Origin of the sequence: Bordetella sp. N (assembly GCF_001433395.1) — a bacterium.
Taxonomy (GTDB): Bacteria; Pseudomonadota; Gammaproteobacteria; order Burkholderiales; family Burkholderiaceae_B; genus Bordetella_C.
Window position 1 is genome coordinate 1,527,246 of sequence record NZ_CP013111.1, and the last position, 25,526, is coordinate 1,552,771.

General features: G+C 68.1%; 3 protein-coding genes and 2 pseudogenes. All 5 read left to right on the forward strand.

Annotated features, from left to right (window positions below; all coding sequences use genetic code 11):
* Positions 1–26: 26 nt before the first annotated feature.
* Positions 27–860 (forward strand): YqcI/YcgG family protein, encoded by an 834-nt coding sequence (locus ASB57_RS06625; RefSeq protein ID WP_057651517.1) that lies wholly within the window; start codon positions 27–29, stop codon positions 858–860.
* Positions 861–906: 46 nt separating this feature from the next.
* Positions 907–3,294 (forward strand): annotated as a pseudogene (locus tag ASB57_RS31720) (condensation domain-containing protein); the annotation flags it as partial.
* A 64-nt stretch (positions 3,295–3,358) separates the two neighbouring features.
* Positions 3,359–11,419 (forward strand): annotated as a pseudogene (locus tag ASB57_RS31500) (amino acid adenylation domain-containing protein); the annotation flags it as partial.
* 67 nt (positions 11,420–11,486) lie between these two features.
* Positions 11,487–13,343 carry a thioesterase domain-containing protein gene (locus tag ASB57_RS31725; RefSeq protein ID WP_082621416.1) on the forward strand — a complete coding sequence of 619 codons (1,857 nt, stop codon included), beginning with the start codon at positions 11,487–11,489 and terminating at the stop codon, positions 13,341–13,343.
* On the forward strand, positions 13,336–25,215 hold the full coding sequence (locus tag ASB57_RS06635) for a non-ribosomal peptide synthetase (RefSeq protein WP_057651519.1): 11,880 nt from the start codon (positions 13,336–13,338) through the stop codon (positions 25,213–25,215). Before ASB57_RS31725 ends, ASB57_RS06635 begins: the two co-directional genes overlap by 8 nt.
* The last annotated feature ends 311 nt before the right edge of the window (positions 25,216–25,526 follow it).

Here is a 25,526-nt window from a genome sequence, read left to right on the forward strand (position 1 = left end):
CGGCGCGCGTGGCCCTGGAGACAAGCATGCTGCGAAAACACAATGGCCAGGCGGACGCCGCCGGCCGGACCGATGCCGCCCTCGATCCCAAGGATTGGCGCAGCCGCGTCCTTTTCGAAGGCCAGAGCGGCCCTGCCGATGTGCCGGAATGGCTCGAACCCTGCTACGTATCCATGCGCGAGAAGGTGATGGACGCGGGCTATCCCTGCTTCTTCGGCACCATGGCGGAAAAGCGCGGGGAAATGTTCTATTCCTATGTGCGGGGCAAGGATCTCGGCAGCCTGCCGGCCACCATGGAGACATTCGCGCGGCTGTCGGTTTTGCCTGAGTATCAGAAGAACAATATCGCGATCTTCTTCGAGCCCGACGCGACGCCCTTGGCCCACGACACTTATCGCGAACACTTCTGGAAGGTCCTGCAGCATCTGCACGATCACGATATTCATCCGGACGTGGCGCGGCAGCCGGCACCGGAGGATGCCGACTGGGAGTTTTCCTTCGCGGGGCTGCAGATGTTCGTGGTGTGCGCGTGCCCGTCCTTCACCGTGCGGCATAGCCGCAATCTGGGGCCGGGCATGGTGCTGCTGTTCCAGCCACGCAGCGTCTTCGTCGACAAGGTGACGAATCGGGTGATCGGGCAGCAGGCCCGCGATGAGGTGCGGCGGCGCCTGCAGACCTGGGATGAGCTCGGCGCCCATCCCGACCTGGGATTCTTTGGCGATCCGGGCAATCGGGAATGGAAGCAGTATTTCCTTCCCGACAGCAATGATCCAGCGTCCGAAAGATGTCCTTTTCTGAGTCGCGCCAAGCGGGAGCGGGAACGGCAGCAGGAGCGGGAGCATGAACATGCAAACACCTAAGGCTGAAGCTAGGGCTCAGGTAATGGCTGAAGCCAAGGCGGGCGTCATGGTCGGAGGCAAGCGAGGCGCAGCCGCCGAGCAGGGCGCGGAAACCTTGCGCGCCGTGTCGCTGGCGTATGTCGCCTTGCCCGAAGCCAAGCGGCGCGCCTTCCGGGCCAGCGTGGCGGCGCGTGGCATCGTGCCGGGGCGCCTGCCCATCGTGGCGTTTCCCCGTCGGGATGGCCATCCCTTGTCGCATGCCCAGGAGCGCCTGTGGTTCGTCTGGCGCATGGACCCGGACAGCGCTGCCTACAACATCGCGGGTGCCGTCAGGTTGGAAGGACGGCTGGACACGGCACGGGTGCGGGCTGCCGTGCGCACCCTGGTGGCGCGCCACGACACGCTGCGCGGTCGCTTCGATGAAATCGATGGCGTGCCTCACCAGTTCGCCGGCGATGCGGACTTTGCCTGGGAGGAAATCGATCTGACGCAGGCGCCGGCGCCGCGCGACGGCCTGGTTAGCCTACGCCTGGCCGAGCTGGCCAACCGTCCTTTCGACCTGCGGCGCGGACCCGTGTTGCGCGTGACGCTGTTGGCATTGAGCGAGTCAGAACACGTCCTGCACTTCGCCATGCACCACATCGTGGCCGATGGCTGGTCTCTGGACGTCTTGCGGCAGGAGTTCGCCGCGGTCTATGCCGCGCCGGAGACGACCAATGCGGGCCTGGCGCCGCTGCCTATCCAGTTCAGTGACTATGCGGTATGGCAAAGGGAGTGGCTGGATGACGATGCGCTGGCGCGGCAGTTGACGTATTGGCGCGAGCGCCTGGGCACGGAACATCCGGTGCTGGAACTGCCGGTCAGTCGGCGTCGCGTGGGGATGCGGTCGGCCCAGGGCGCGCGCGTGGCCCGCAAGCTCGATGACGCAACCGCCGCCGGCCTGCGTGAAGTGGCCCGGGCGGCAAGCGCCACGCCCTTCATGGTGTTGCTGGCCGCGCTACAGCTTTTGCTGGCCCGCTACAGCGGGCAGTCGGACATCCGTGTGGGCGTGCCCGTGGCGGGACGCGATCGTAGCGAGACCCAGTCCCTGATCGGATTCTTCGTCAATACCTTGGTGATCCGCGGTGAGTTGAGCGGCTTGCCCGATACCGCGGCGTTGCTCGCACAGACTCGAGCGCGCGTCCTGGAGGCCTATGCGCATCAGGACCTGCCTTTCGCCCGGCTGGTAGAGGACCTTCAGCCTGCGCGCAGCCTGAGCCACAGCCCGCTTTTCCAGGTGGCTCTGAACTATTCCGCAGGCGGGCAGGGCGTCCTGACCTTGCCCAGCTTGCAGGTCAGCAGCGTGCTTGGGGAACTGGAGACGTCGCGCTTCGACCTGACGCTCGATGTCGTCGACGGCGATGTGCCCGTGGTGGCGTTTCACTACGCCACGGATATCTTCGACGCGCCGGTCGTGGAGCGATTGCTGGGAGACTATGTGGGTTTGCTGGGTGGCCTGGTCGCCGGGGGCGCTGACCTGGCATTGCGGCGGCCGCTCGGGGCTTCCGCTTACGCGCGGGCGGTCACGCATGCCCGGCGGGCGGACTACGCCTATGAGCCGGCGGTGACGCGCATCCTGGCGCGCGCGGCTTTGCAGGCGAAGGCGCCGGCGCTGCATTGCGAAGGGCAGGCGCTGGATTATGGGACGCTGGCGCGCCATGCCGAGGCGATTTCACGAGGGTTGTTGGGAACAGGCGTCGGGCAGGAGGAAAGGGTAGGGTTGTGTGTACGGCGGTCAGTGGGGATGGTGGCTGGGCTGCTGGGGATATGGCGTGCCGGGGCGGCCTTCGTACCCTTGGACCCGGATTACCCGGCGGACCGATTGACGCACATGCTGGACGATTCCGGCGTGCGGCGTGTGCTCGCCGATCCGGACACGGCGCGTGAGCTGGCAGCGTTGTTCGCGGGACGAGAGGTGTTGGTCGTGGGGGCGGACGGTGTGATGGACGAGGGGCCATCTGCGACGGCGCAGGGCGCTCCTGGAGAGGCCGCGCAAGGCGCTCCCGGCGAGGCGGCGCACACGCACGACGGCACCAAACGGGGCGGTAAGGGGGGCGCCGGCAACGCGAAGTTTCCGCCATTGCATCCGGACCAACTGGCGTACGTCATCTACACATCCGGATCGACCGGCCTGCCCAAGGGGGTGGCGATCAGCCAGCGGGCGCTCAGCCTGCATCTGGACGATTTCATCAACACCCACGCCATCAGCGCGGCCGACAAGCAACTGCAATCGTCGACCATCAATTTCGATGTGGCGCTGCATGAGATGCTGCCGGCCCTCATCCAGGGCGGTCAAGTGGAACTGCGCGGCCCGCAGTTGTGGGACCTGGCGCGCACCAGCGCCTGCCTGGCCGACCGCAAGGTGACGTTCTCGCGTCTACCCACGGCTTACTGGCAGCAATGGCTGCGGCAGCCGCCGGCTCCTGAAACAGTAGCTGGGTTGCGGCAGATCACCGTGGGTGGCGAGGGCTTGCCCGGCGATGCCTTGCCGGCAGTGGCGCGCGGGCCCGCTCGGGCATATCCGCCTGGACAATCTGTATGGTCCGACCGAGACGACCGTGGCGTGCATGTACCGTCAGACGACGGAAGAGGACTGCGAGCAGGCCATCGTCGGCATAGGCGAGGCGTATCCCTCACGCAGTGTGTACGTGCTGGATGCGCAGGGCAACGAAGCACCGATAGGCGGCCTCGGCGAGCTGTGCATAGGCGGCGACACCCTGGCGCGTGGGTACCTGGGGCGGGCGGCGTTGACGGCCGAGAAGTTCGTCCCCGATCCCTACCGTGACGACGGCGCAAGGCTATACCGCAGCGGCGACCTGTGCCGCAGACGTGAAGAAGGCAGCATCGACTTCCTCGGTCGCCTGGACCAGCAGGTCAAGCTACGAGGCTTCCGCATCGAACTGGGTGAGATCGAATCCGTGCTGCGCCAGGTGCAAGGCGTGGACGCTGCTGTGGTCGCGCTACGCGTAGACGTAGTGTCCGAGGAAGGCCAGTCGTCGACGGGGCAAACGGCCGGCGCGGCGTCCACCGCCGATAAGCAACGCCGTCTGGTGGCCTACATAACCGGCACGGCGGATGAAGCCGCCCTGCGGCAAGCAGTCGCGGCGAAGTTGCCGGCCTATATGGCGCCAGCGATGTACGTGCGTCTGGAACGCCTGCCGCTGATGCCCAATGGCAAGGTCGACCGAGCCGCGCTGCCCGCGCCGGCCGTGTCCACCAACGAAAGCGCACAGGTAGCGCCATCTTCGGATGCGGAAACCCTTCTGCTGGCGATCTGGCGCGAAGTCCTGGGCCGGGAAGACATCGGCGTCACCGACAACTTCTTCGAAGTGGGCGGCGACTCCATCCTCAGCCTGCGCATCATCGCGCGGGCGGCGCAAGCGGGGCTGGTGCTGGCGCCCCGCGAGTTTTTCGAACATCCGGACGTCAGGCAGCTGGCGGCCCTGGCCCGGGCGCCTGCGGCGGCTGCCAGCACGCCTGCTGGCACGGCCGAGACGCATGAACCCTTGCCGCTGACGCCGATACAACGCGTCTTCTTCGACCGCTACCCGGATGGCGAGTCGCATTGGAATCAATCCGTGCTGCTGAAGGTCGGGCACGGGTTCGATCCGGTGGCGGGCGAACAGACCTTGCGATCGATGCTTGCAAGGCACGATGCCTTGCGTCTGCGCTTTTTTCGGTCGGACGGCGTCTGGCGGCAGCGCGTCGCGGCCGCCGCCGCCGATGTGGCTTCCAATGTGGCTCCCAATGTAGCCGCTGATTTAGCCGCTGCGGCTTCCACCGATGCGTCCGCCTTCACTCTCCCTGTCTACGACCTGCGCGGCCGGGCCGATGGCCACGCGGCGATGCGTCTGGCGGCGGACCAGTTACAACGCAGCCTGGACATACGCCATGGGCCCTTACTGGCCGCCGCCTTTTTCCGCCTGGACGACGGCGACCGGCTGCTGATCGGCATCCACCATCTGGCGGTCGACGGCGTCTCCTGGCGCATTCTGTTCGATGAGTTGCAGGGAACTGCCGGGACGGACCGGCCCCTGCCATGGAGCGCCTGGGTGGAGGCGGTCACGGCTTATGCCGCGACCGATGCGGTCAAGGAAGAAGCTGACTGGTGGTCGACGCAGCTACACGATGCGGCCATCCCGCCGGCACTTCAACGCATGCATGAACGGGTGCCCAGCCACGCAGTGCGTGCTCAAACGCGCCTGGATGCAGGGGCCACGACCCGGCTGCTGCGGGAGGCGCCCCGCGCCTGGCGCCTGAAGCCGGACGAACTGTTGCTGACCGCGCTGGCACGCGTCTTGTCCCGGCATACCGGAGACCCTGATCTGCTGGTCGCGGTCGAGGGCCACGGCCGCGCCGCGCCGGGGCTGGACACCAGCCGGACGGTAGGCTGGTTCACCACGCGCTACCCCATCCTGCTGCGCTCACTCGAAGACGCTGCCGTGGAGGGCCGGTCGCCGGCCCTGCATCCGGTCGACGTCAAGGAGGCGATGCGCAGCGTGCCGTTCGCCGGTCTGCACTGGGGCCTGTTGCGTTATGGATCGGATCCCGCCGTGGCTGCCGCCTTGGCGGCGCTGCCGCGGCCTGCCGTCGGCTTCAACTATCTGGGCCGTTTCGACGAGGCCCTGGATGCCAAGGGTCCTTTCACCTTTGCCGGTCGCGCGGAAAGCGCGTGGACGGGAAGGGCGATGGCTGACGAGGGTGGTCTGCCCTACGCCGTCGAGGTGAACGCCATGGTCGCGGAGCAGGAACTGGTGGTCGATTGGAAGTTCGATCCCGCCGCGCCCCTTGCGCTGCACGCCGATACCCTGGCGGCGGCGCTGGGCGACGAGGTGGCCGCGTTGGTCGCAGAATGCGCCAACGCGCTGCCACGCCCCAGCGCCACGGATTTCCCGCTGGCCGGGCTGGACCAACGCGCATTGACGGCGCTGGATCTGCCACTGGCGGACATTCAGGACATTTATCCGGCTACGCCCTTGCAGGCGGGCTTGCTGTATCGCGGGCTGACGCAGGATGTGCCCGGCTTGTACGTGATCCAGAAGCGCCTGGACCTGAGCGGCCACTTCGATCCGACCGCCATGGCCGCGGCCTGGCGCGGCGCGGTGGCGCGCCATGACATCCTGCGCACCCGTTTCGAGTGGCGTCATGGCGGCGCGCCGCTGCAGATCGTCCTCAAGCAAGCTGACCTGGAAATCACTGAACGGGACCTGCGCGGCGTCCCCGCGTCGGCGCGCGACGCGGCGGTGGCGGCGTGGTTGCGAGACGACCTGTCGCGTGGCTTCGATTTCAGCCAGGCGCCGCTACAGCGCGTCACGCATTTCACCTTGGATGAAACGCGACACGTTCTGGTGTGGACCAGTCATCATTTACTCACGGACGGCTGGAGCAGCGCCCAGCTGCTCAGCGAGGTGACGCACTGCTATCGCACCCTGGTGTCCGGCCATGAATGGCGGCCGGCGCCGGCGGCGCCTTATCGCGATTACGTCGCGTGGCTGGCGCGGCAGCCGGACGCCGAGCCGTGGTGGCGCGGCCGCCTGGCTCGGGTGGACGAAGCCGCCGGGCTGGATGCGCTGGGACTGTGGCGTCAGGTAAGCACCGGCAGGGCGGCGCAGGACGGCGGCACCGGCGGCACCGGCGAGCAGGCCGCCGCCGCGCATCAGGCCGGCTCGCGCACGCTGAAACTGGACGCGCCGCGCAGCGCCGGCCTGGCCCGTGCCGCGCGGCGACATCGCGTCACCCTCAACACCCTGGTGCAAGCCGCCTGGGCGCTAGTGCTCGCACGCGGCGGCAACCGCCGCCAATGCGGCTTCGGCGTCACGGTGTCGGGCCGGCCGGCCGAGCTGCCCGGCATGGAAAGCATGATCGGCCTGTTCATCAACAGCCTGCCGCTGTGGCTGGACGTGCCGCCGGACATGCGCCTGTCGGCCTGGCTTGCGTCGGTGCAGCAGGCCAACAGCGAGCTGCGGCAGTACGAATACACCGACCTCGCCCAGGTAAAGAAATGGAGCGGTGCCGGCGGCAACGGTGGCGACCCCTTCGACAGCCTGGTGGTCTTCGAGAACTATCCGCTGGACCAGACGCTGCGTCAGTCCTTGCCCGGCTTGAAACTGGAAGCCTACGAAGCCGAAGAGCGCACCCACTATCCCCTGGTATTGACCGCGAGCCTGGACGCGCAGGAACCGCCACGCCTGCGCCTGGATTGGAAATGGGACGGTGCCCGCCTGGACGAGGCCGCCGTGCAAGGCCTGGCAGAACTGCACGCCGCCATGCTCGATGCCCTGTGCGTCGAGACCGACCCCTGCCTCGGCACGCTGTTCGCGACGAGGCGAGACGCAGGATTCCCCGCGGCAACGATAGCAGCGCCCGTCATCGAGGCAGCGCCACGCGGCGCCACCGCGCTGCTGCATCGCCGCATCGAGGCGCAAGCGGCCTTGCGTCCCGACGCGCCGGCGCTGGTGCTTGGCGAGACCCGGCTGACCTATGGCGATCTGAACCAACGCGCCAACGTCCTGGCGCATCGCCTGATCGCGGAGGGCGTGGGCCCCGAGAGCCGGATCGGCCTGGCGGCGGGGCGCTCCATCGAGATGGTCATCGGCCTGCTGGCCATCCTGAAGGCAGGCGGCGCCTATGTGCCCCTGGACCCCGAGTATCCCGCCGACCGCCTGCGCTACATGATCGAGGACAGTGGCGCGACCTTGTTGCTGGCCCAGGCCGGCGCGGTGGCCAGGCTGGCGCCACCCGCTTCCTTGCGGGTGCTGTTGCTCGATGAAATCTCCGCGGCCGCCGCGGCTACGCCACTGGCCGGCAGCGCCGCTACGCACGATCCCGATGTAGTCGTGCTGCCGGAGAACCTTGCGTACATCATCTACACGTCCGGTTCCACCGGGCGCCCCAAGGGCACGTTGCTGACCCATCGTAACGTCAGCCGTTTGCTCGATACGGCATGGCCGTTGTTCGAGTTCAGCGCGGACGATACGTGGACCTTGTTCCATTCCTACGCTTTTGACTTTTCCGTGTGGGAGCTTTTCGGGGCCCTGTGCGAAGGGGCGCGCCTGGTGATCGTGCCGCACATGATCAGCCGGTCTCCGGAAGACTTCCTGGCGTTGTTGCGGCGTGAGCGCGTTACCGTGCTCAACCAGACGCCGTCCGCTTTCCTGCAACTGCTGGCGACGCCGTCGCTGGCCCATGCCGACGATCTGGCGCTGCGGGTGGTGATTTTCGGCGGCGAAGCGCTGGACCCCGCGTCCCTGGCGCCCTGGGTGGAGCGTTACGGCGATGAGCGACCGCAGCTTGTGAATATGTACGGCATCACGGAAACGACGGTGCATGTCACGTTCCGCCGCATCGTCGCGGCGGATGTGAACTCGGGCGCGGTCAGCAGCCCATTGGGCCGGCCGCTACCGGACCTGGGTTTGCGGGTGCTGGACCTGGACGGCCATCCGGCCGCGCCCGGATTCGCCGGTGAGCTGCACGTCAGTGGCGCGGGTCTTGCACGCGGCTATCTGGGTAAACCGGCACTGACCGCCGACCGCTTCATTCCCGATCCCGACGATGCACAGGGCGGCCGCCTGTATCGCACCGGTGACTTGGCCCGGCGCGATGCGGCCGGGCAGTTGCAATACCTGGGCCGGATTGATAATCAGGTGAAGATCCGGGGCTTCCGCATCGAACCCGGTGAGATCCAGGCACGCCTGGCGGCGCTGCCTGGCGTGCGCGAGGCTTTGGTCATTGCCAGTCGCGACGGCGGCACCACGCGCTTGCTGGCTTATGCGACCCCGCGCGGCGACGCCGCGCTGGACGGCGGGGCGCTACGCGACGCCTTGGCGCGTGACCTGCCGGGGCATATGGTGCCTGCCGCCGTGACGGTGGTGGCGGCGTTTCCGCTGAATGCCAATGGCAAGATCGATCGACAGGCTTTGCCCGCCCCTGAGTTCCAGGTGGCCGCGTGGGAAGCGCCGCGGCCCGGCGTTGAAGCAAGCATCGCGGAAGTCTGGCGCGCGGCGCTGGGCAGCGGCGATGTCGGCCGCCACGACAATTTCTTTGCCCTGGGCGGCGATTCCATCCTGAGCCTGCAGATACTCGCGCGCTTGCACAAGCGCGGCATCGCCGCCACGCCACGCCAGTTGTTCGAGGCACCGACGGTGGCGGCACTGGCCGCGGCGATCGCGCAGGCGGAACAATCGCCAGAGCAAACGCCAGAGCAAGCCCAGGTCCACGGAAAGGACGGTGGACTAGCCCCGGTCCGAACGGACGGCACCCGAGGACAGTTGGGCAAGGCCGAGGTCGACCCACGCTACCCACTATCCGGCCTCAGCGTCCGGGAACGTATCCGCCTGGGCCTGGACGCGGATCAGGTACAGGACATCTATCCGGCCACACCCCTGCAGAACGGCATGCTGTTCCACAGCCTGCTGCAGGCGGGCGAGGGCGTCTATATCGACCAGAACCGCTTCGTGTTCGGTGGCGAGCTGGACCTGGACGCCATGGCCGCGGCCTGGCGCAACGCCATTGCGCGTCACGATATCCTGCGTACGTGCTTCACCTGGGCGCATGGCGGCGATGCCTTGCAGGTGGTGATGCGTGAGGCGCCCTTGCCGTTGACCGTGCATGACTGGCGCCATCTGGACCTGGACGAATACGAGGCGCAGCAGGACGCGTGGCGCGCGCAGGACCTGGATGCGGGCTTCGATGTCGGCGCGGCGCCCTTGCTGCGTGTCGCGCTATTTCAGCGCCCCGACGGTCGCTACGATTGCATCAGCACCAATCACCATGTGCTGCTGGACGGGTGGAGCTACGCGCAGCTGGTCGGTGAGGTCATGCACGCCTATGAGGCCGCGCGTGACGGCGTGGCGCCGCGCCTGCCGGCCGCCGGTGCATACCGGGCCTACATCGATTGGCTGGGACGCCAGCCCGCGCCCCAAGCCTGGTGGCAGGCGCGCCATGCGGAAGTCGACGAACCCGCGACGCTCGGCACCAGCCTGTTGCCCGCGGTGGCGACCGCGGCCTATGCGTCCGCTGACCTGCATCATCACGTGCAAGAGTTGGACGAAGTGGCCACGCAAACGCTGGAGCAGGCCGCGCGGCGTCATCAGGTGACGCTGAACACCATGGTGCAGGGTGCCTGGGCGCTGCTGCTGGCCCGTTACGGCAATCGCCGCCAGGCGGCGTTCGGCGTGACGGTCTCGGGCCGCCCGAGCGATCTTCCCGACATGGAGAGCGTGCTGGGCCTGTTCATCAACAGCCTGCCGCTGTGGGCGGACGTGGGCGGTGAACAGGCCGTTGGCGCTTGGCTGCGGAATGTGCAGGGTCGCAATGGGGCACTGCGTGAAGTGGGGCATGCATCGGTCAGTCAGTTGCAGCAATGGACGGGGCTGTCCGGCGAGGCCTTGTTCGATACTTTGGTGGTATTCGAAAACTACCCGGTCGATCGCGGTCTGCGTTCAGGCCAGCATGGCCTGCGGCTGGACAAACTGCAGGTGACGGAGCGCACGCACTATCCCATGGTGCTCGTCGCCGTCCCTGGCAGCAAATTCCGCTTGCGCTGGAAGTATGACAGCCGCCGTCTGGGTGACGCGCTGGTGGCGCGCCTGGCGGGGGATTTCCTCAGCCTGTTGAATCAACTGGCGGTAGCCGACGGCACGGCGCCCCTGGATGCCGTGCGCGTGGCTCGGGCGATCGCGCATGGAGAGCGGGCGGCTCATGCCTACGAGCCGGCGGTCGATCGCATCCTGGCGCGCGCGGCCTTGCAGGCGAAGGCGCCGGCGCTGCATTGCGAGGGGCAGGCGCTGGATTATGGGATGCTGGCGCGCAATGCCGAGGCGATAGCGCTGGGGTTGTTGCGCGCGGGCGTTGACCAGGAGGAAAGGGTAGGGCTTTGCGTACGGCGGTCCGTGGGGATGGTGGCAGGGCTGCTCGGTATTTGGCGTGCGGGCGCGGCGTTCGTGCCCTTGGACCCGGATTACCCGGCGGACCGATTGACGCACATGCTCGACGATTCCGGCGTGCGGCGTGTCATCGCCGATCCGGACACGGCGCGCGAGCTGGCGGCGTTGTTCGCGGAACGCGAGGTGTTGGTCGTGCGGGCGGACGGTGTGATGGACGACGGGCCATCGGCGACGGCGCAAGGCGCTCCCGGAGAGGCGGCGCACGCGCGCGACGGCGCTACACGGGGCGGCAACGAGGGCGCCGGCAAAGCGAAATTTCCGCCATTGCATCCGGATCAACTGGCGTACGTCATCTACACATCCGGATCGACCGGCCTGCCCAAGGGCGTGGCGATCAGCCAGCGCGCACTCAGCCTGCATCTGGACGACTTCATCCACACCCACGCCATCAGCGCGGCGGACAAGCAACTGCAATCGTCGACCATCAATTTCGATGTGGCGCTGCATGAGATGCTGCCGGCCCTGATCCAGGGTGGTCAAGTGGAACTGCGAGGTCCGCAGTTGTGGGACCTGGCGCGCACCAGCGCCTGCCTGGCCGACCGCAAGGTGACGTTCTCGCGTCTACCCACGGCTTACTGGCAGCAATGGCTGCGGCAGCCGCCGGCTCCTGAAACAGTAGCTGGGTTGCGGCAGATCACCGTGGGTGGCGAGGGCTTGCCCGGCGATGCCTTGCCGGCAGTGGCGCGCGGGCCCGCTCGGGCATATCCGCCTGGACAATCTGTATGGTCCGACCGAGACGACCGTGGCGTGCATGTACCGTCAGACGACGGAAGAGGACTGCGAGCAGGCCATCGTCGGCATAGGCGAGGCGTATCCCTCACGCAGTGTGTACGTGCTGGATGCGCAGGGCAACGAAGCACCGATAGGCGGCCTCGGCGAGCTGTGCATAGGCGGCGACACCCTGGCGCGTGGGTACCTGGGGCGGGCGGCGTTGACGGCCGAGAAGTTCGTCCCCGATCCCTACCGTGACGACGGCGCAAGGCTATACCGCAGCGGCGACCTGTGCCGCAGACGTGAAGACGGCAGCATCGACTTCCTCGGCCGCCTGGATCAGCAGGTCAAGCTACGCGGCTTCCGCATCGAACTGGGTGAGATCGAAGCGGTGCTGCGCCAGGTCCAGGGCGTGGACGCCGCCGTGGTCGCGCTACGCGTAGACGTAGCGCCCGCGGAGGGCCAGTCGTCGACGAGGCAAACGGCGGGCGCAACTTCGCACGGCGCGGCGTCCACCGCCGATAAGCAACGCCGTCTGGTGGCCTACATAACCGGCACGGCGGACGAAGCTGCCCTGCGGCAAGCAATCGCGGCGAAGCTGCCGGCCCATATGGCGCCGGCGGCATACGTGCGCCTGGACCGCCTGCCGCTGATGCCCAACGGCAAGGTCGATCGCGCTGCCTTGCCCGCCCCGGCGCCGGCCGCCAAGGAAACCGCCCACACGGCTCCCGGCACGCATTTCGAGGCCCGCCTGCTGGCGATCTGGCGCGAAGTGCTGGGCCGCGAGGACATCGGCGTCACCGATGACTTCTTCGAAGCCGGCGGTGACTCCATCAGCGCCTTGCGTTCGGTGGAGCTGGCGCGGGCAAGAGGGCTGCCCGCCATCTCCCTGGGCGCCTTGTTCGGCACACCCACCGTGCGCGCCATCGCCGCCGTGTCGCACGACACAGCAGGACATGCCGGCGACACCTTGCCCTCCAACATCATGCCCCTGGGCGCGCAAGCCGAACGGGAGCGTCCGGAGATCCTGTTCGCCTTCCACCCAGGCTATGGCCTGGTCGCGGAATACCGGCAACTGGCCCGTCATCTGGACGGCGTTCTGGCCTTGTACGGCGTCCAGTCCCCCGTCCACAGCGAGCCCGCCTGGTGGCCCGGCAGCCTGGCGGAACTGGCCAGCGACTACGCCGAACGGATCCGCCGGGTCCAGCCAAAGGGACCTTACCGTCTGCTCGGCTGGTCCATCGGCGGTGAAATCGCCGCCCGCGTGGCGCAGGTACTGGAGGCGCAAGGCCACCACGTCGCCTTGCTGGCGCTGCTGGACAGCTACCCGCGCGGCATGGCGCGTGAGGAGGGTGGCGGCCAGGCCATCGTACCGACGCGCGACCGCGATGGCCGCGCCCATTTCACCGATGCGCAGGTCGACACGTTCGTCGCTCGCTGGCGCGCCGAAACCGGCGACGGCGCCTGGCATTACACCGATCCCCTCCAGGCACGCGGCTTTGCCCGCAAAGCCTTGCTCGCACGCGCCAGCTATGAAGGCCTGGACGGCTGGAACCAACCCATGCGCCTGCGCGTGACACCCACGCTATGGCTGGCGGCCGGCTCTCTGGCGTTGTCCGCGCAAGAGGTCGCGCGCGGCTGGAGCGACGTGGCCGGGACCACCGTGGTTCTGGCCGGCGTGCTGGACACGGACCACGCCGGCATTGTCCACCACCCCGACGTGCTCGATGCCGTGACGGCAGCCGCCGCGCGCGACGCTATCGCGCCCGCGCGCCTGAACCCTGACAAGCAGGAACACAGCCATGAATGACATCGCACCGTTCTCCGCGTCCGCCGCGACCAATCTGGCGGCGCTGCTGGCCTGGCGCGCGCGCGAGCATCCCATGCGGCCCGCCCTGCGTTTTCTGGGGGATGGGGAGACCGTCAGCGCGACCTTGACCTTCTCGGACCTGGATGCGCAGGCGCGCGAACTGGCGGGTGTGCTGGCCAGCCTGGCCGGGGTCGGCGAGCGGGCCATGCTGCTGTATCCCAGCGGTCCGGCTTACGCGGTGGCGTTTACCGCTTGCCTGTATGCCGGCTTGATTGCCGTGCCGGCCTATCCGCCGGAATCGGCTTCGCCCCAACACACGCGCCGCCTGCGCGCCATCGCCGCGGATGCGGAGCCGGCGCTGATCCTGACGGAACAGGCACTGGCCGAGCCGCTGGCCGCCTTCGCGCGGGTCAGTCCAGCCTTGCGCGGTACGCGGGTGATCGCCACCGACACGATCCGGGCGAGCGCCGCCCACGGCTCGGCCGCCGCCTTGGACGGCCCTTTGCCCGTCGCGGCCGATGCGGTGGCCTTTCTGCAGTACACGTCCGGTTCGACGGCGCAGCCCAAAGGCGTGCGCGTCACCCACGGCAATCTGCTGGCCAACGAGACCTGCATCCGCGCGGCATTCTCGATCAGCGCGGCCGATACCATCGTCACCTGGCTGCCGCTGTATCACGACATGGGCTTGATCGGCGGCCTGTTGCAGCCCTTGTTCAGCGGCGTCGATGTCGTGCTGATGTCGCCCCGGCATTTCCTGGAGCGGCCGGTACGGTGGCTGAAGGCCATCTCCGAATACGGCGGCACGGTCAGCGGGGGACCGGATTTCGCCTTCCGCCTGTGTACGGAAAGAATTACGCCGGAACAGGTCGCTGGCCTGGACCTGAGCGCCTGGCAGCTGGCCTTCTGCGGTTCGGAGCCGGTGCGAGACAGGACCTTGCGCGAGTTCGCCGACCGCTTTGCCGGCGCGGGCTTCGATGCGCGCGCCCTGTACCCGTGCTATGGACTGGCGGAGGCGACGCTATTGGTCAGTGGCGGACGGCGCGGTGGCGGCGTCCGCACGGCCACCGTGCAGGATCAGGCTTTGGCCCAACACCGTTGGGTCGAACAGGATGAAGGCAGGACCTTGGTGGCCAATGGCGCGGTGCCGGACGGGCATAAGGTCCGCATCGTCGATCCGCAGTCGGCCGCCGATGTGCCAGAAGGCGGCGTTGGTGAAATATGGGTCAGCGGGCCCAGCGTGGCGGACGGTTATTGGAACAATCAGGACGCGACGGCAGCGGCGTTCGTCCCCGCAAACGGCGCCGTCTGGTTGCGCACTGGCGACCTGGGGACCTTGCGCGCGGGCGAACTCTACGTGACCGGCCGGCGCAAGGACCTGATCATCGTGCGGGGGCAGAATCTTTATCCGCAGGATATCGAAGCCGCCGTGGAAGAAGAGATCGAACTCGTCCGCAAGGGACGCGTGGCGGCGTTTGGGGTGCAGGTCGATGGCCGCGAAGGCATAGGCGTGGCCGCCGAGATCGGCCGTTCGACGCAGAAGCTGATCGCGCCCCAGACCCTGGCGCAAGCGATCGCCGATGCCGTGGCCGGCAGCCAACGAGAGCCGGCCAGCGTGGTGTTGCTGCTCAACCCCGGCGCTTTGCCCAAGACCACCAGCGGCAAGTTGCAACGCGCGGCCTGCCTTGCGGGCTGGGAGCGGGGCGAGCTGGATCATTACGCCTCGTTCCGGGTCACAGCGGCGGGGGCGACAGCCATCGTGGCGGAAGAGGAGGCCGGCACCGGGCGAGAGGGCGCCATCGAAGGCCCGTTCGCTACACCTGAACGGGATGCAGCGCAGGCCTTGGCTCCCGGGCTGGAAAGCGCAGTCGCCGCGATCTGGAGCGAAGTCCTGCGTACGCCGGTGACGTCCGCAAACAGCCGCTTTTTCGCCCTTGGGGGGAGCTCGCTGCTCGCGGCGCAAGCGGCGGCGGCCATGGGTGAACGGCTGGGCCGTGAGATCGATCTTGCCGCCTTCTTCGACGGCACGACCCTGCGGGAATTCTGCGCCGGGATCGCGGCAGCGCCTGCCGCGGTGCCCACGGTCCGGCCGGCGGGCTCGCCCCTGCGGCCCTCTGCCGCGCAGCGGCGCATGTGGTTCATGTGGAAGCTGGAGCCGCTTAGCGCGGCGTATCACATCGTTGGCTCGCTGGCGCTGCCGGCGGGCGTAGAGCAGGATCGCATTCAGCAGGCGCTGCGGGTCCTGGGCGAGCGCCATGACGTCCTGCGTAGCCGCTTTCCGGAACGGAAGGGCGAGTGCGGATTGGAGATCGCTGCTCAGGCGCCTATTGCTCTGGATAGGCTGGACGCCGGGGCAGGGCCGACGACGGATGCCGTCATCCGCGCCTACGCCGCGCGGCCTTTCGATCTTGAACACGGTCCGGTGTGGCGGGTGGCTTTGTTGACCGGCGGCAAGGACACGCCGCGGCTGGTGGCAGTGCTGCATCACATCGTCGCCGATGGCGCGTCGACAGCCATCCTGATGCGGGATTTCATGGCGGTGCTGGCCGCGCCTGGCCAAGCCGGTCCTGCGGCGGCAACACTGCCGCCGCGCCTGACCTACGCCGACTACGCCGCCTGGCAGCAGAGTCGCCTTGAAGGCGGCGAACAAGCCCGCCAGCTGGCTTTCTGGACGGCACGCCTGGACCCCGCCACGCCAGCCCTGGCCTTGCCGACCGACCATCCCCGTCCGGCCCAGCCGACCGGCGCCGGCACGCAATACCGTTTCAGCCTGCCGCCCGAATTGGCGGCCGCCTTGCGCCGCCACGCGCGTGAACAGGCCGCCACCCCCTTCATGATCTTGAAGGCCGTGTTCGACATCCTGCTGCATCGCTACACGGGCCAGCGGCAGATCCGCGTCGGCGTGCCTTTCGCGAATCGGCCGCACGCGGCGACGCGTGACATCGTCGGCCTGTTCGTCAACACGCTGGTCCTGCAGTCCGCATGGCAGCCGCAAGATGACTTCAACACGCGCTTGCGCCAAGTGCGGGACGACACCCGTCTTGCGCAGGCCCACGCGGACCTGCCGTTCGAACAGCTGGTGCAGGCCTTGAATGTGCCACGCATCGCCGGGCAGCATCCGGTCTTCCAGGTCATGTTCAATCACCTGGACCACGGCGACGGCCCGCGCGCGGTGTGGGAGGACGCCGGGGCCACCAAGTTCGACCTGGGCCTGAATACCGAGGAAACCCGCGACGGCGCCATGCAGGGCGCGTTCGTGTACGACATCGAGCTGTTCGAACCGGCGACCATCGAACGCCTGGCCGGCCACTACGTGTCCCTGCTGCGCGGCTTGCTCGCGCAACCGGGCCAGGCGGTGGGCGAGATCCCCTTGCTCGATACCGCGGAGCGCGCCGTCCTGCTGGCATGGGGGCAGGGCACGGAAACGCAGGATAGCCCGCCACCGGTCCATACGCAGATCGCGATTCAGGCGGAGCGGACGCCGGCGGCCGTGGCCTTGCAGTACGACGGGCAAAACTTGACCTATCGCGCGTTGCAGCAACGTGTGCAGGCGCTGTCCGCGCAATTGCGGCGAGCTGGCGTGGTGCCTCGCCAGCCTGTGGGGGTGCTGCTCCCGCGCTCCCTGAATCTGCCGGTGGCGCTGCTGGCCATCCTGCATGGCGGCTCGCCCTATGTGCCGCTGGATCCCGACCATCCCCCCAATCGGCTTGCGCAGATGGTGGAAGACGCAGGCATCGCACTGATCCTGGCTGACGGGCAGACGAAGGCGGCGCTGCCGCCGGGAATCCGGGTCGCTGTCCTCGATGTCGACACCGTAACCTGGAGTCATGATCATTCCGGCAGCAGCGCTGGCCCTTTGGATGACCTGGCGCCGACGGCTGCTGTCCAAGCGGACGACCTGGCCTACATTCTCTACACCTCCGGCACGACCGGCCGCCCCAAGCCCGTCGGCAATACGTACGGGGCCCTGGCACGCCGCCTGGCGTGGATGCAGTCGGAGTACGCGCTACAAGCCGACGAAACCCTGCTGCAGAAGACCCCACTGGGATTCGACGTCTCGGTCTGGGAAATCTTCTGGCCCTTGACGGTAGGGGCCAGGCTGGTGTTGGCGGAACCGGGCGCTCAGCGCGATCCCCACCGGCTGGCGCAACTGGTGCGTGAACACGGCGTCAGCACCATGCACTTCGTGCCGTCCCTGCTGCGCCAGTTCATCGCCGATGAAGCCAGCACTGCCTGCACCAGCCTGCGCCGTCTTTATGCCGGCGGCGAAGCGCTGACCGCCGATCTGCGCGATGCCGTGTTGCAACGCTTCCCAGGGATACGCTTCGACAATCGCTACGGTCCCACTGAAGCGCTGATCAATGCGACCTGCTGGACATGCTCCATCGGCACGGGTGCGCGCGTCCCCATAGGCCGGCCCTTGCCTGACACCGAGACTCTGGTGCTCGACGATCAGCTCAACCTGGTGCCGCCCGGGGTGACCGGCCATCTATACCTGGGCGGCGCCACGCTGGCGCGTGGTTACCTGGGCAGGCCAGGCCTGACCGCGGAGCGCTTCGTCCCGCACCCCTATGCGTCCGGCCGCCGGTTGTACCGCAGCGGTGACCTGGCCCGCTGGCGCGCGGACGGCCTGCTCGAATACCTGGGCCGGCTCGATCATCAGGTCAAAGTGCGGGGCGTGCGTATCGAGCTGGGTGAGGTCGAAGCCGCGTTGGACGCGCTGCCGGAAATCCGCCAGGCGGCAGTGGTGGCCGTGCCTGGCCCTGACGGTGGCGCACGCCTGGTCGCCTATGTCGTGGGACCCGACATCGATGTGGCGGCACTGGGCCAAGGCCTGGCGCGGCAGTTGCCCGGGGCCCTGCTGCCGGCCCAGTTCATTCCGCTGCCGGCCTTGCCCCTGATGGCCAACGGCAAGGTCGACAGAGCGGCATTGCCGGCGCCCACCTGGACGGCGCAAGCGTACCGGCCCGTCGTGACGCCGCTACAGCAGGACATCGCCGACGTCTGGCGGGAAGTGCTGGGGGTGGAGCAGGTCGGGCTGGGCGATCGGTTCTTCGACCTGGGCGGTCACTCCTTGCTGGCCACCCAGGTCGTCGCGCGCCTGCGCAAACGCCTGGGGACCGATCTGCCTCTGCGGGCGCTGTTCGATGCACGCGACCTGGAGGACTACGCCGAACTGACGCAGGCCTTCTTGCAGTCGGGCCGTGGCGCGGGGCACGCTGCGCCTCGCGCGTTGCCGCGCGACGGCGATCTGCCCTTGTCGCACTCGCAGGAACGCATGTGGTTCCTCTGGGACACCGAGCGCAGCGGCGCGGCATACAACGTGGGCGGGCTGGTCCGTCTGCGGGGCACACTGGATCGCGCCGCGCTGCAATGGGCCGTCGATGCCCTGGTGGCCCGCCATGAGGGCCTGCGCACGACGTTTCCCGCGCGCGACGGCAAGCCCGTGCAGCGGATCGCGCCAGCGGCGTCAATTACCTTGACGTCGGTCGACCTGCAAGCGCGGCCACGGGCGGAGCGCGAAGCGCGTCTGGACGTGCTGGCGCGCGCGGAAGCCCACGCCCCTTTCGACCTTGAGCAGGGTCCGCTACTGCGTCTGCATCTGGTCCGGCTGGACCAGGATGAGCATGCGCTGCTGGTGGCCATCCACCACATCGTGGCCGAGGGCTGGGCGATGGAGGTCTTCGCCGATGAGCTGGCGGCGCTCTATCGCGCCCGGGCGCAACCGAGGACGCAGGCACAGGACACCGCCGCCGCGCTGCCCGCGTTGTCCATCCAGTACCCCGACTTCTCGGTCTGGCAGCGCGACTGGCTGGCCGGCGGCGAGGGCGCGCGCCAGCTGGAATATTGGAAGCGCCGCCTGGGCAGCGAACATCCCGTCCTGGTCTTGCCCACCGATCATCCGCGTCCGGCAACGCGGTCCTATGCCGGCGACACCCTGGAGTTCGAATTGCCGGCGGCACTGCACCATCAGGTGCGGGCCTTCAATCAACGCCACCATGCCACGCTGTTCATGACCGTGGCGGCGAGCCTGTTCGCGCTGTTGTATCGCTACAGCGGCCAGCGCGACCTGCGCCTGGGCTATCCCATCGCCAATCGCACGCGGCCGGAGTTCGAACGCATCATCGGCGGGTTTCTCAACACGCAGGTGCTGCAATGCGATGCCGACGGGGCGCTGTCCGCCGCGCAATGGGTCGCGGCGGTGCGCGCGTCGGCCATCGATGCGCAGGCCCATCAGGACGTCCCTTTCCATCAGATCGTCGACGCCCTGCGCCCGGAGCGCAGCGCCAGCCATACGCCCTTGTTCCAGGTCATGTGCAATGTGCAGCGCTGGCGCTTCCAGCAGACCCGCGAGGTGGCCCCGGGTCTGAGCGCGCGCTTCGTGCCCAACGACAGCCGCACGTCCAAGTTCGACCTGATGCTTGACGTGACGGACATCGACGATCGCCTGTCATGCATGTTCACCTACAGCACCGAACTGTTCGAACGCGCGACGATAGAGCGCATGGCCGCGCATTGGCGTTGCCTGCTGGAAGCGATGGTGCGCGACGAACACACGCCGGTCGCGGCGTTGCCCATGGTGGCGGCCGCTGCACGTCCGGCCTTGCTGCAACGGTGGAATCCTGCCGTACCGCGCGATGCCGTGGGCGCCGCCGAGCCTCTGCATGTGGCCATCGAGGCGCGGGCGCGCTCGCGGCCCGATGCCATCGCCGCCAGCGCCGGCGCGGTCAGCCTGAGCTACGGCGAGTTGAACGCGCGCGCCAATCAGCTGGCGCGTCACCTGCGGGCGCTGGGCGCCGGCCCCGAGTGCCTGGTAGGCCTGGCCGTGGCCAGGTCGCTCGATACCCTGGTCGGCATGCTGGCCGTGCTCAAGGCCGGCGCTGCCTACCTGCCGATGGACCCCGACTACCCGGCGGACCACCTGGCCTGGCTGGCGGAGGACGCGCGACCACGCGTGGTGCTGACGCAGGCGGATTTGCTGGACGCCTTGCCGATGGCGGGACCCTGGCGCGCGGACTGCCGCATCTGGTGCTTCGATCGCGATGGCGCGGAACTGGCGGCGCACTCCCGCGAGAATCCGGACTGGGCCGTCCACCCCTTGTCCGCCGCTTACTGCATCTACACATCGGGCTCGACGGGGCGGCCTAAAGGCACCCTGATCAGCCACGCCAATGCCACGCGCCTGTTCACGGCGACCGCGCCGGTCTTCCACTTCGGGCCGGATGACGTCTGGACCCTGTTCCACAGCTACGCCTTCGATTTCTCCGTCTGGGAGGTGTTCGGGGCCTTGCGGCATGGCGGTCGGGTGGTCATCGTGCCTTATGGCGTGAGTCGCGATCCTGACGCTTTCCTCGATCTGCTGCATGAGGAAGGCGTCACCGTGCTGAACCAGACGCCGTCGGCATTTCGGCAACTGCTACAGGCGCGCGGGTTTCTGCAGCGGGTGGGAGGCTTGTCCCTGCGTCACGTGATCTTCGGCGGGGAAGCCCTGGACATGAACTTGCTCGGGCCCTGGTTCGCCCAGCTGGGCACCACGGGGCCGCGTTTGACGAATATGTACGGCATCACCGAGACCACCGTCCACGTGACGCATCGCGCCTTGTCGGCGGAGGATGGCCGGCGCGGCTGGAGCGCCATCGGTACACCCATTGCCGACCTGCGTTGGTACGTGCTCGACGAAGCGCTGGAGCCGGTTCCTGCCGGAGTGATCGGCGAACTTTATATCGGTGGCGCGGGTCTGGCACGTGGCTATCTGGGACGAGCGGCGCTGACCGCGCAGCGCTTCGTGCCGGATCCGTATGCCGATCCTTTGCGCGAGCCGGGCGCGCGGCTCTACCGCAGCGGGGACCTGGCGCGCTGGCGCGACGGGGGCGGCATGGAGTACGTCGGCCGCGCCGACAGCCAGATGAAGATACGCGGGTACCGCATCGAGCCGGGGGAAATCGAAAGTGCTTTGCGGGTCCAGGTCGGGGTGGCGGATGCCGTGGTGGTGCTGCGGCACGATACGGGACAGCCGCGGCTGGTGGCGTATCTGGTGCCGGCGCGCGGCGTCGACACTTCTCGCGATGCGCTGGCGGAACAGGCCCGCCGCGGCCTGGCCGATGCCTTGCCCGCGCACATGGTGCCGCATGCTTTCGTGGTGATCGATGCCTTGCCGCTGACGGTCAACGGCAAGCTGGATCGCAAACGCCTGCCGACGCCTGAAGCGCCAACCGAGCGCCATCACGTGGCGCCGGATGGCGCGGTCCAGGAGGCCCTGGCGCGCATATGGCAGACCGTGCTCGACCTGCCGCGCGTGGGCGCGGAGGACAATTTCTTTGAAGTGGGCGGCGATTCCATCAGCGCGGTGCGGATGGCCGGCCTGGCGCGCGACGCCGGCCTGGTCGTGACGCCGACGCAATTGTTCCAGCATCAGACCATCGCGGCCTTGGCGCGGCAATTGACGACGAACAAGGACGCCAGCGTTCCTGCTGGCGCGACCGGTGTGACGGATAAGACCGGTGCGACCGATACGGCCGATGCCGCACGCATCCCCCAAACGGTCCAGGCCGTCATCACGGCCCAGGCGGGGATCAACGACACCGCCTATCCCCTGACGCCCATGCAGGAAGGCATTGTGTTCCACAGCCGCCTGGAGCAGGGCCAGGGCACCTATGTCGTGCAATGCGCCTGCGACATCCATGGCGACCTGGACATTGACGCGTTCAAGCAGGCCTGGCGCGACGCGGTTGCCCGTCACGACGTCCTGCGCACTGCCTTCGAATGGGAAGACCTGGCCCAGCCGCGCCAACGCGTGCATGGCGCGGTGGCCTTGCCCTGGGAGGAGCTCGACTGGTCGGGCGTGGACGAGGCCGTGCAGCGTCAGGATCTGCGCGCCTTGATCGAACAGGACGCCCGCCAGGACTTCGATCTTGCCCGGCCGCCCTTGATGCGCCTGACCGTCGTGCATCTGGCGGCGCGCCGTCATCATTTCATCTGGAGCCATCACCACCTGTTGATGGACGCCTGGAGCGTCGACAGCCTTCTGGCCGAAGTGGCGGCGTCGTATCAAGGCCACCGCAATGGCGCGGCGCTTGCACCCCCCCCGGCCACGCCTTTCCGCGCCTACGTGGACTGGCTCGCCGGTCAGGACCGCGCCACCGCGCGCACGTATTGGAAGCAGGCGCTGGCGGGCCTGGATACGCCCTTGCTGCTGCGGACAGCCGGCCAAGCTTTGCAGGCAGGCCAGGGACAGGGCCAGGGCCTGGGCCGCATCGAACGCAGCCTGACCGCCACGCAGACCGAGGCCCTGCGGCGCTACGCGAAATCCCAGCGCGTCACGCTCAACACCCTGGTGCAAGGCGCGGCGCTGCTGGCCTTGTCCAGCCTGGCGCGGCGAGGCCAGCCAACCTTGGGCGTGACCGTGGCGGGCCGGCACGCACCGCTGCCCGGCATTTTCGACATGAAGGGGCTGTTCATCAACACGGTGCCGCTCTACGCGCGAATGGAGGCCGGGACCCCGACGGGCGAGTGGCTGCGCGACCTGCAGCAGCGCAATCTGGAACTACGCGAGCACGCTTTCCTGCCCCTGGTCGACATTCAGACGTGCTCGGGTCTGGCGCGAGGCACGCCTTTGTTCGACGTCATCGTCGTTTTCGAGAACCACCCCGTGGCCGACGAATTGCGCGCCGGCTTGCGCGATCTGGGCGTGGGCCGGGTCGAGTCGCGTCACCGGAACGCTTATCCCTTGACGCTGGTCGTGTGGCCGGAAGACGAGCTGCGCTTCCTGGTGCTGCACGAGCGTTCAGTCATCGACCCGGACCAGGCCGGCCTGTTGTTCGAGCGCCTGCGCGCCGTCTTGCAAGCGTGGGCAGGCGGGCAGGCCGCGCGGCTGGACGCGCTGACATGGCAGGCGCCTGCACGCACGGGCCAGGAGGGCGCGGTGGCGGATCTGTCCGCAACGAGTCTGCACCAGGCCGTGGAAGCCTGGGCACGCCGGCAGCCTGACACGGTCGCGGTAAGCGGCGCGGGCACGGCGCTGACCTATGCCGAGCTGAACCGTCGCGCCAACCGCCTGGCGCGACGGCTGGTCGAACTGGGCGCGGGCCCGGACCGGCTGGTCGGTCTGGCCCTTGAGCGCGGTCCCGAGACCATCGTGGCCATGCTGGCCGTCCTCAAGAGCGGGGCCGCCTATCTGCCGCTCGATCCCGCTTATCCGGCGCAGCGGCTGGCTTTCATGGTCAGCGATGCGAATCCGGTCGTCGTCCTGACGCAGAAATCCGTGGCCGCGCGGCTGCCGTCGTTCAAGCACGCCGACACGGCGGAACGGGGTGGTGCGATGGCCGCTGGGCTGGCTGCGCGCGTACCCGTGATGCTGTACCTGGATGAAGCGAACGTCGCCCGCGGCCTGGCAGCGCTCGATGATCATGACCTGGCACTGCCCAGCCATCCGGACAGCCTGGCGTATTGCATTTACACGTCCGGCTCCACGGGTACGCCGAAAGGCGCCTTGCTGACCCACCGCAATGCCTTGCGGCTGTTCGATGCGGCGGACAGCGGTTTCGACCTGCGCCGCGATGACGTCTGGACGTGGTTCCACAGCCATGCCTTCGACTTCTCCGTCTGGGAAATCTTCGGTGCCTTGGTCCACGGTGCGCGCGTCGTCGTGGTGCCGTATCTGGACAGCCGCTCGCCCGCCGCCATGCTGGCGCTGCTGGAACGTGAACGTGTCACGGTCTTGAGCCAGACGCCGTCCGCCTTCAACCAGTTGATAGCCGAGCCCGCGCTGGCTGACGTGGGCGCGCGGCTGGCGCTTCGTTATGTGGTGTTCGGCGGCGAGGCGCTGGATGTCAGCCGTCTGCAACCCTGGTTCAAGCGCTACGGCGACAGGCAGCCCCGCCTGGTGAATATGTACGGCATCACCGAAACGACGGTACACGTCACGCATCTGGACCTGGATGCGCGAACCCCGGCGGACCAGTCCATCGGCCTGCCTTTGCGCGACCTTGGCTGGCGGGTGCTGGACGGCGCCATGAACGAGGTGCCGCCGGGCTATGAAGGCGAGCTCTACGTCAGCGGCGCGGGACTGGCGCGCGGCTATCTGGGCCGGCCGGGCCTGACTGCCGAGCGCTTCGTGCCGGACCCGCATGGCAGCCGCCCAGGCGCGCGGCTGTACCGAACGGGCGATCTGGTGACGGTGCTGCCATCAGGTCAGTTGGCCTACCGCGGCCGCATCGACAGCCAGCTGAAGCTGCGTGGTTTCCGTATCGAGACCGGCGAAATCGCCGCGCGCCTGCGCGCGGTCGACGGCGTGCGCGACGCGGCCGTGATCGCGCAGGGGGAGGGCGATGACAAACGCCTGGTGGCCTATGTGGTGGCGGCGGCCGGCGCGGCGCCGGGGGCGGATGCCTTACGCGTCGCGCTGCGTGGCGCCTTGCCCGAGTACATGATTCCTGCTGCCTTCCTGCAGGTGGAGGTCTTGCCGCTGACGGCCAACGGCAAGTTGGACGTCGCCGCGCTGGATGCGCTGGCCCTCGCAGCGGCGCAGGACCTTGCGGGCACGGATCATGGCGCAGGCCGTGACGACGAGCCCACCGACGAGATCGAGGCCGCGGTTGCCGCCATCTGGCGCGACGTGCTGCATCTGGACTGCATTGCCGTGGATGCGGACTTCCTGGATCTTGGCGGCCACTCGCTCGCCGCGGTCAGGGTGGCCGGGCAGGTCAAGCGTCAGTTGAACGTCGAAATCCCGCTGGCGCTGATGTTCCAGTTGAACACCGTGCGCCGGCTGGCGGACTGGATCCGGCAGGCGCAAGGGCAGGACAGTGAAGCCGACGAGATGCTGGCCATGTTGCGCGAACTGGGTGCGGATGACGGTAGCGGGGACGCCGTGTAACGGCGGCGTCAGGTGCTCCGTCTCCATAATTCGCAGGTAATCCAGGGTTGTAGAAATGGCTTGTTGCAAGTACTTCTCATCTGTACAATCGCAACCGAGAATGAGATCGGGTCGCATTCCTATTTGTATTGACAACGATACAAGGTCGACCAAGGCGAGGCCGCGCGCAAGGCGCGAGGGGAGGGCTGATCGCCGCCGGTCCGGACGTCAGGCGTGGCAATCGCGCTGCTGGTGGCGTGTTCCGTGTCCTGCGTTGCTCCAAAGACGATCGCTGGGGATTCCAGCTCAATCCGTACATCCTGGGAAGGGGT

Bases quoted from the DNA above. Each gene is read 5' to 3' on its own strand.
- ASB57_RS06625 (WP_057651517.1), top strand. From the start codon at position 27: ATGCTGCGAAAACACAATGGCCAGGCGGACGCCGCCGGCCGGACCGAT.
- ASB57_RS31725 (WP_082621416.1), top strand. From the start codon at position 11,487: ATGCCTTGCCGGCAGTGGCGCGCGGGCCCGCTCGGGCATATCCGCCTG.
- ASB57_RS06635 (WP_057651519.1), top strand. From the start codon at position 13,336: ATGAATGACATCGCACCGTTCTCCGCGTCCGCCGCGACCAATCTGGCG.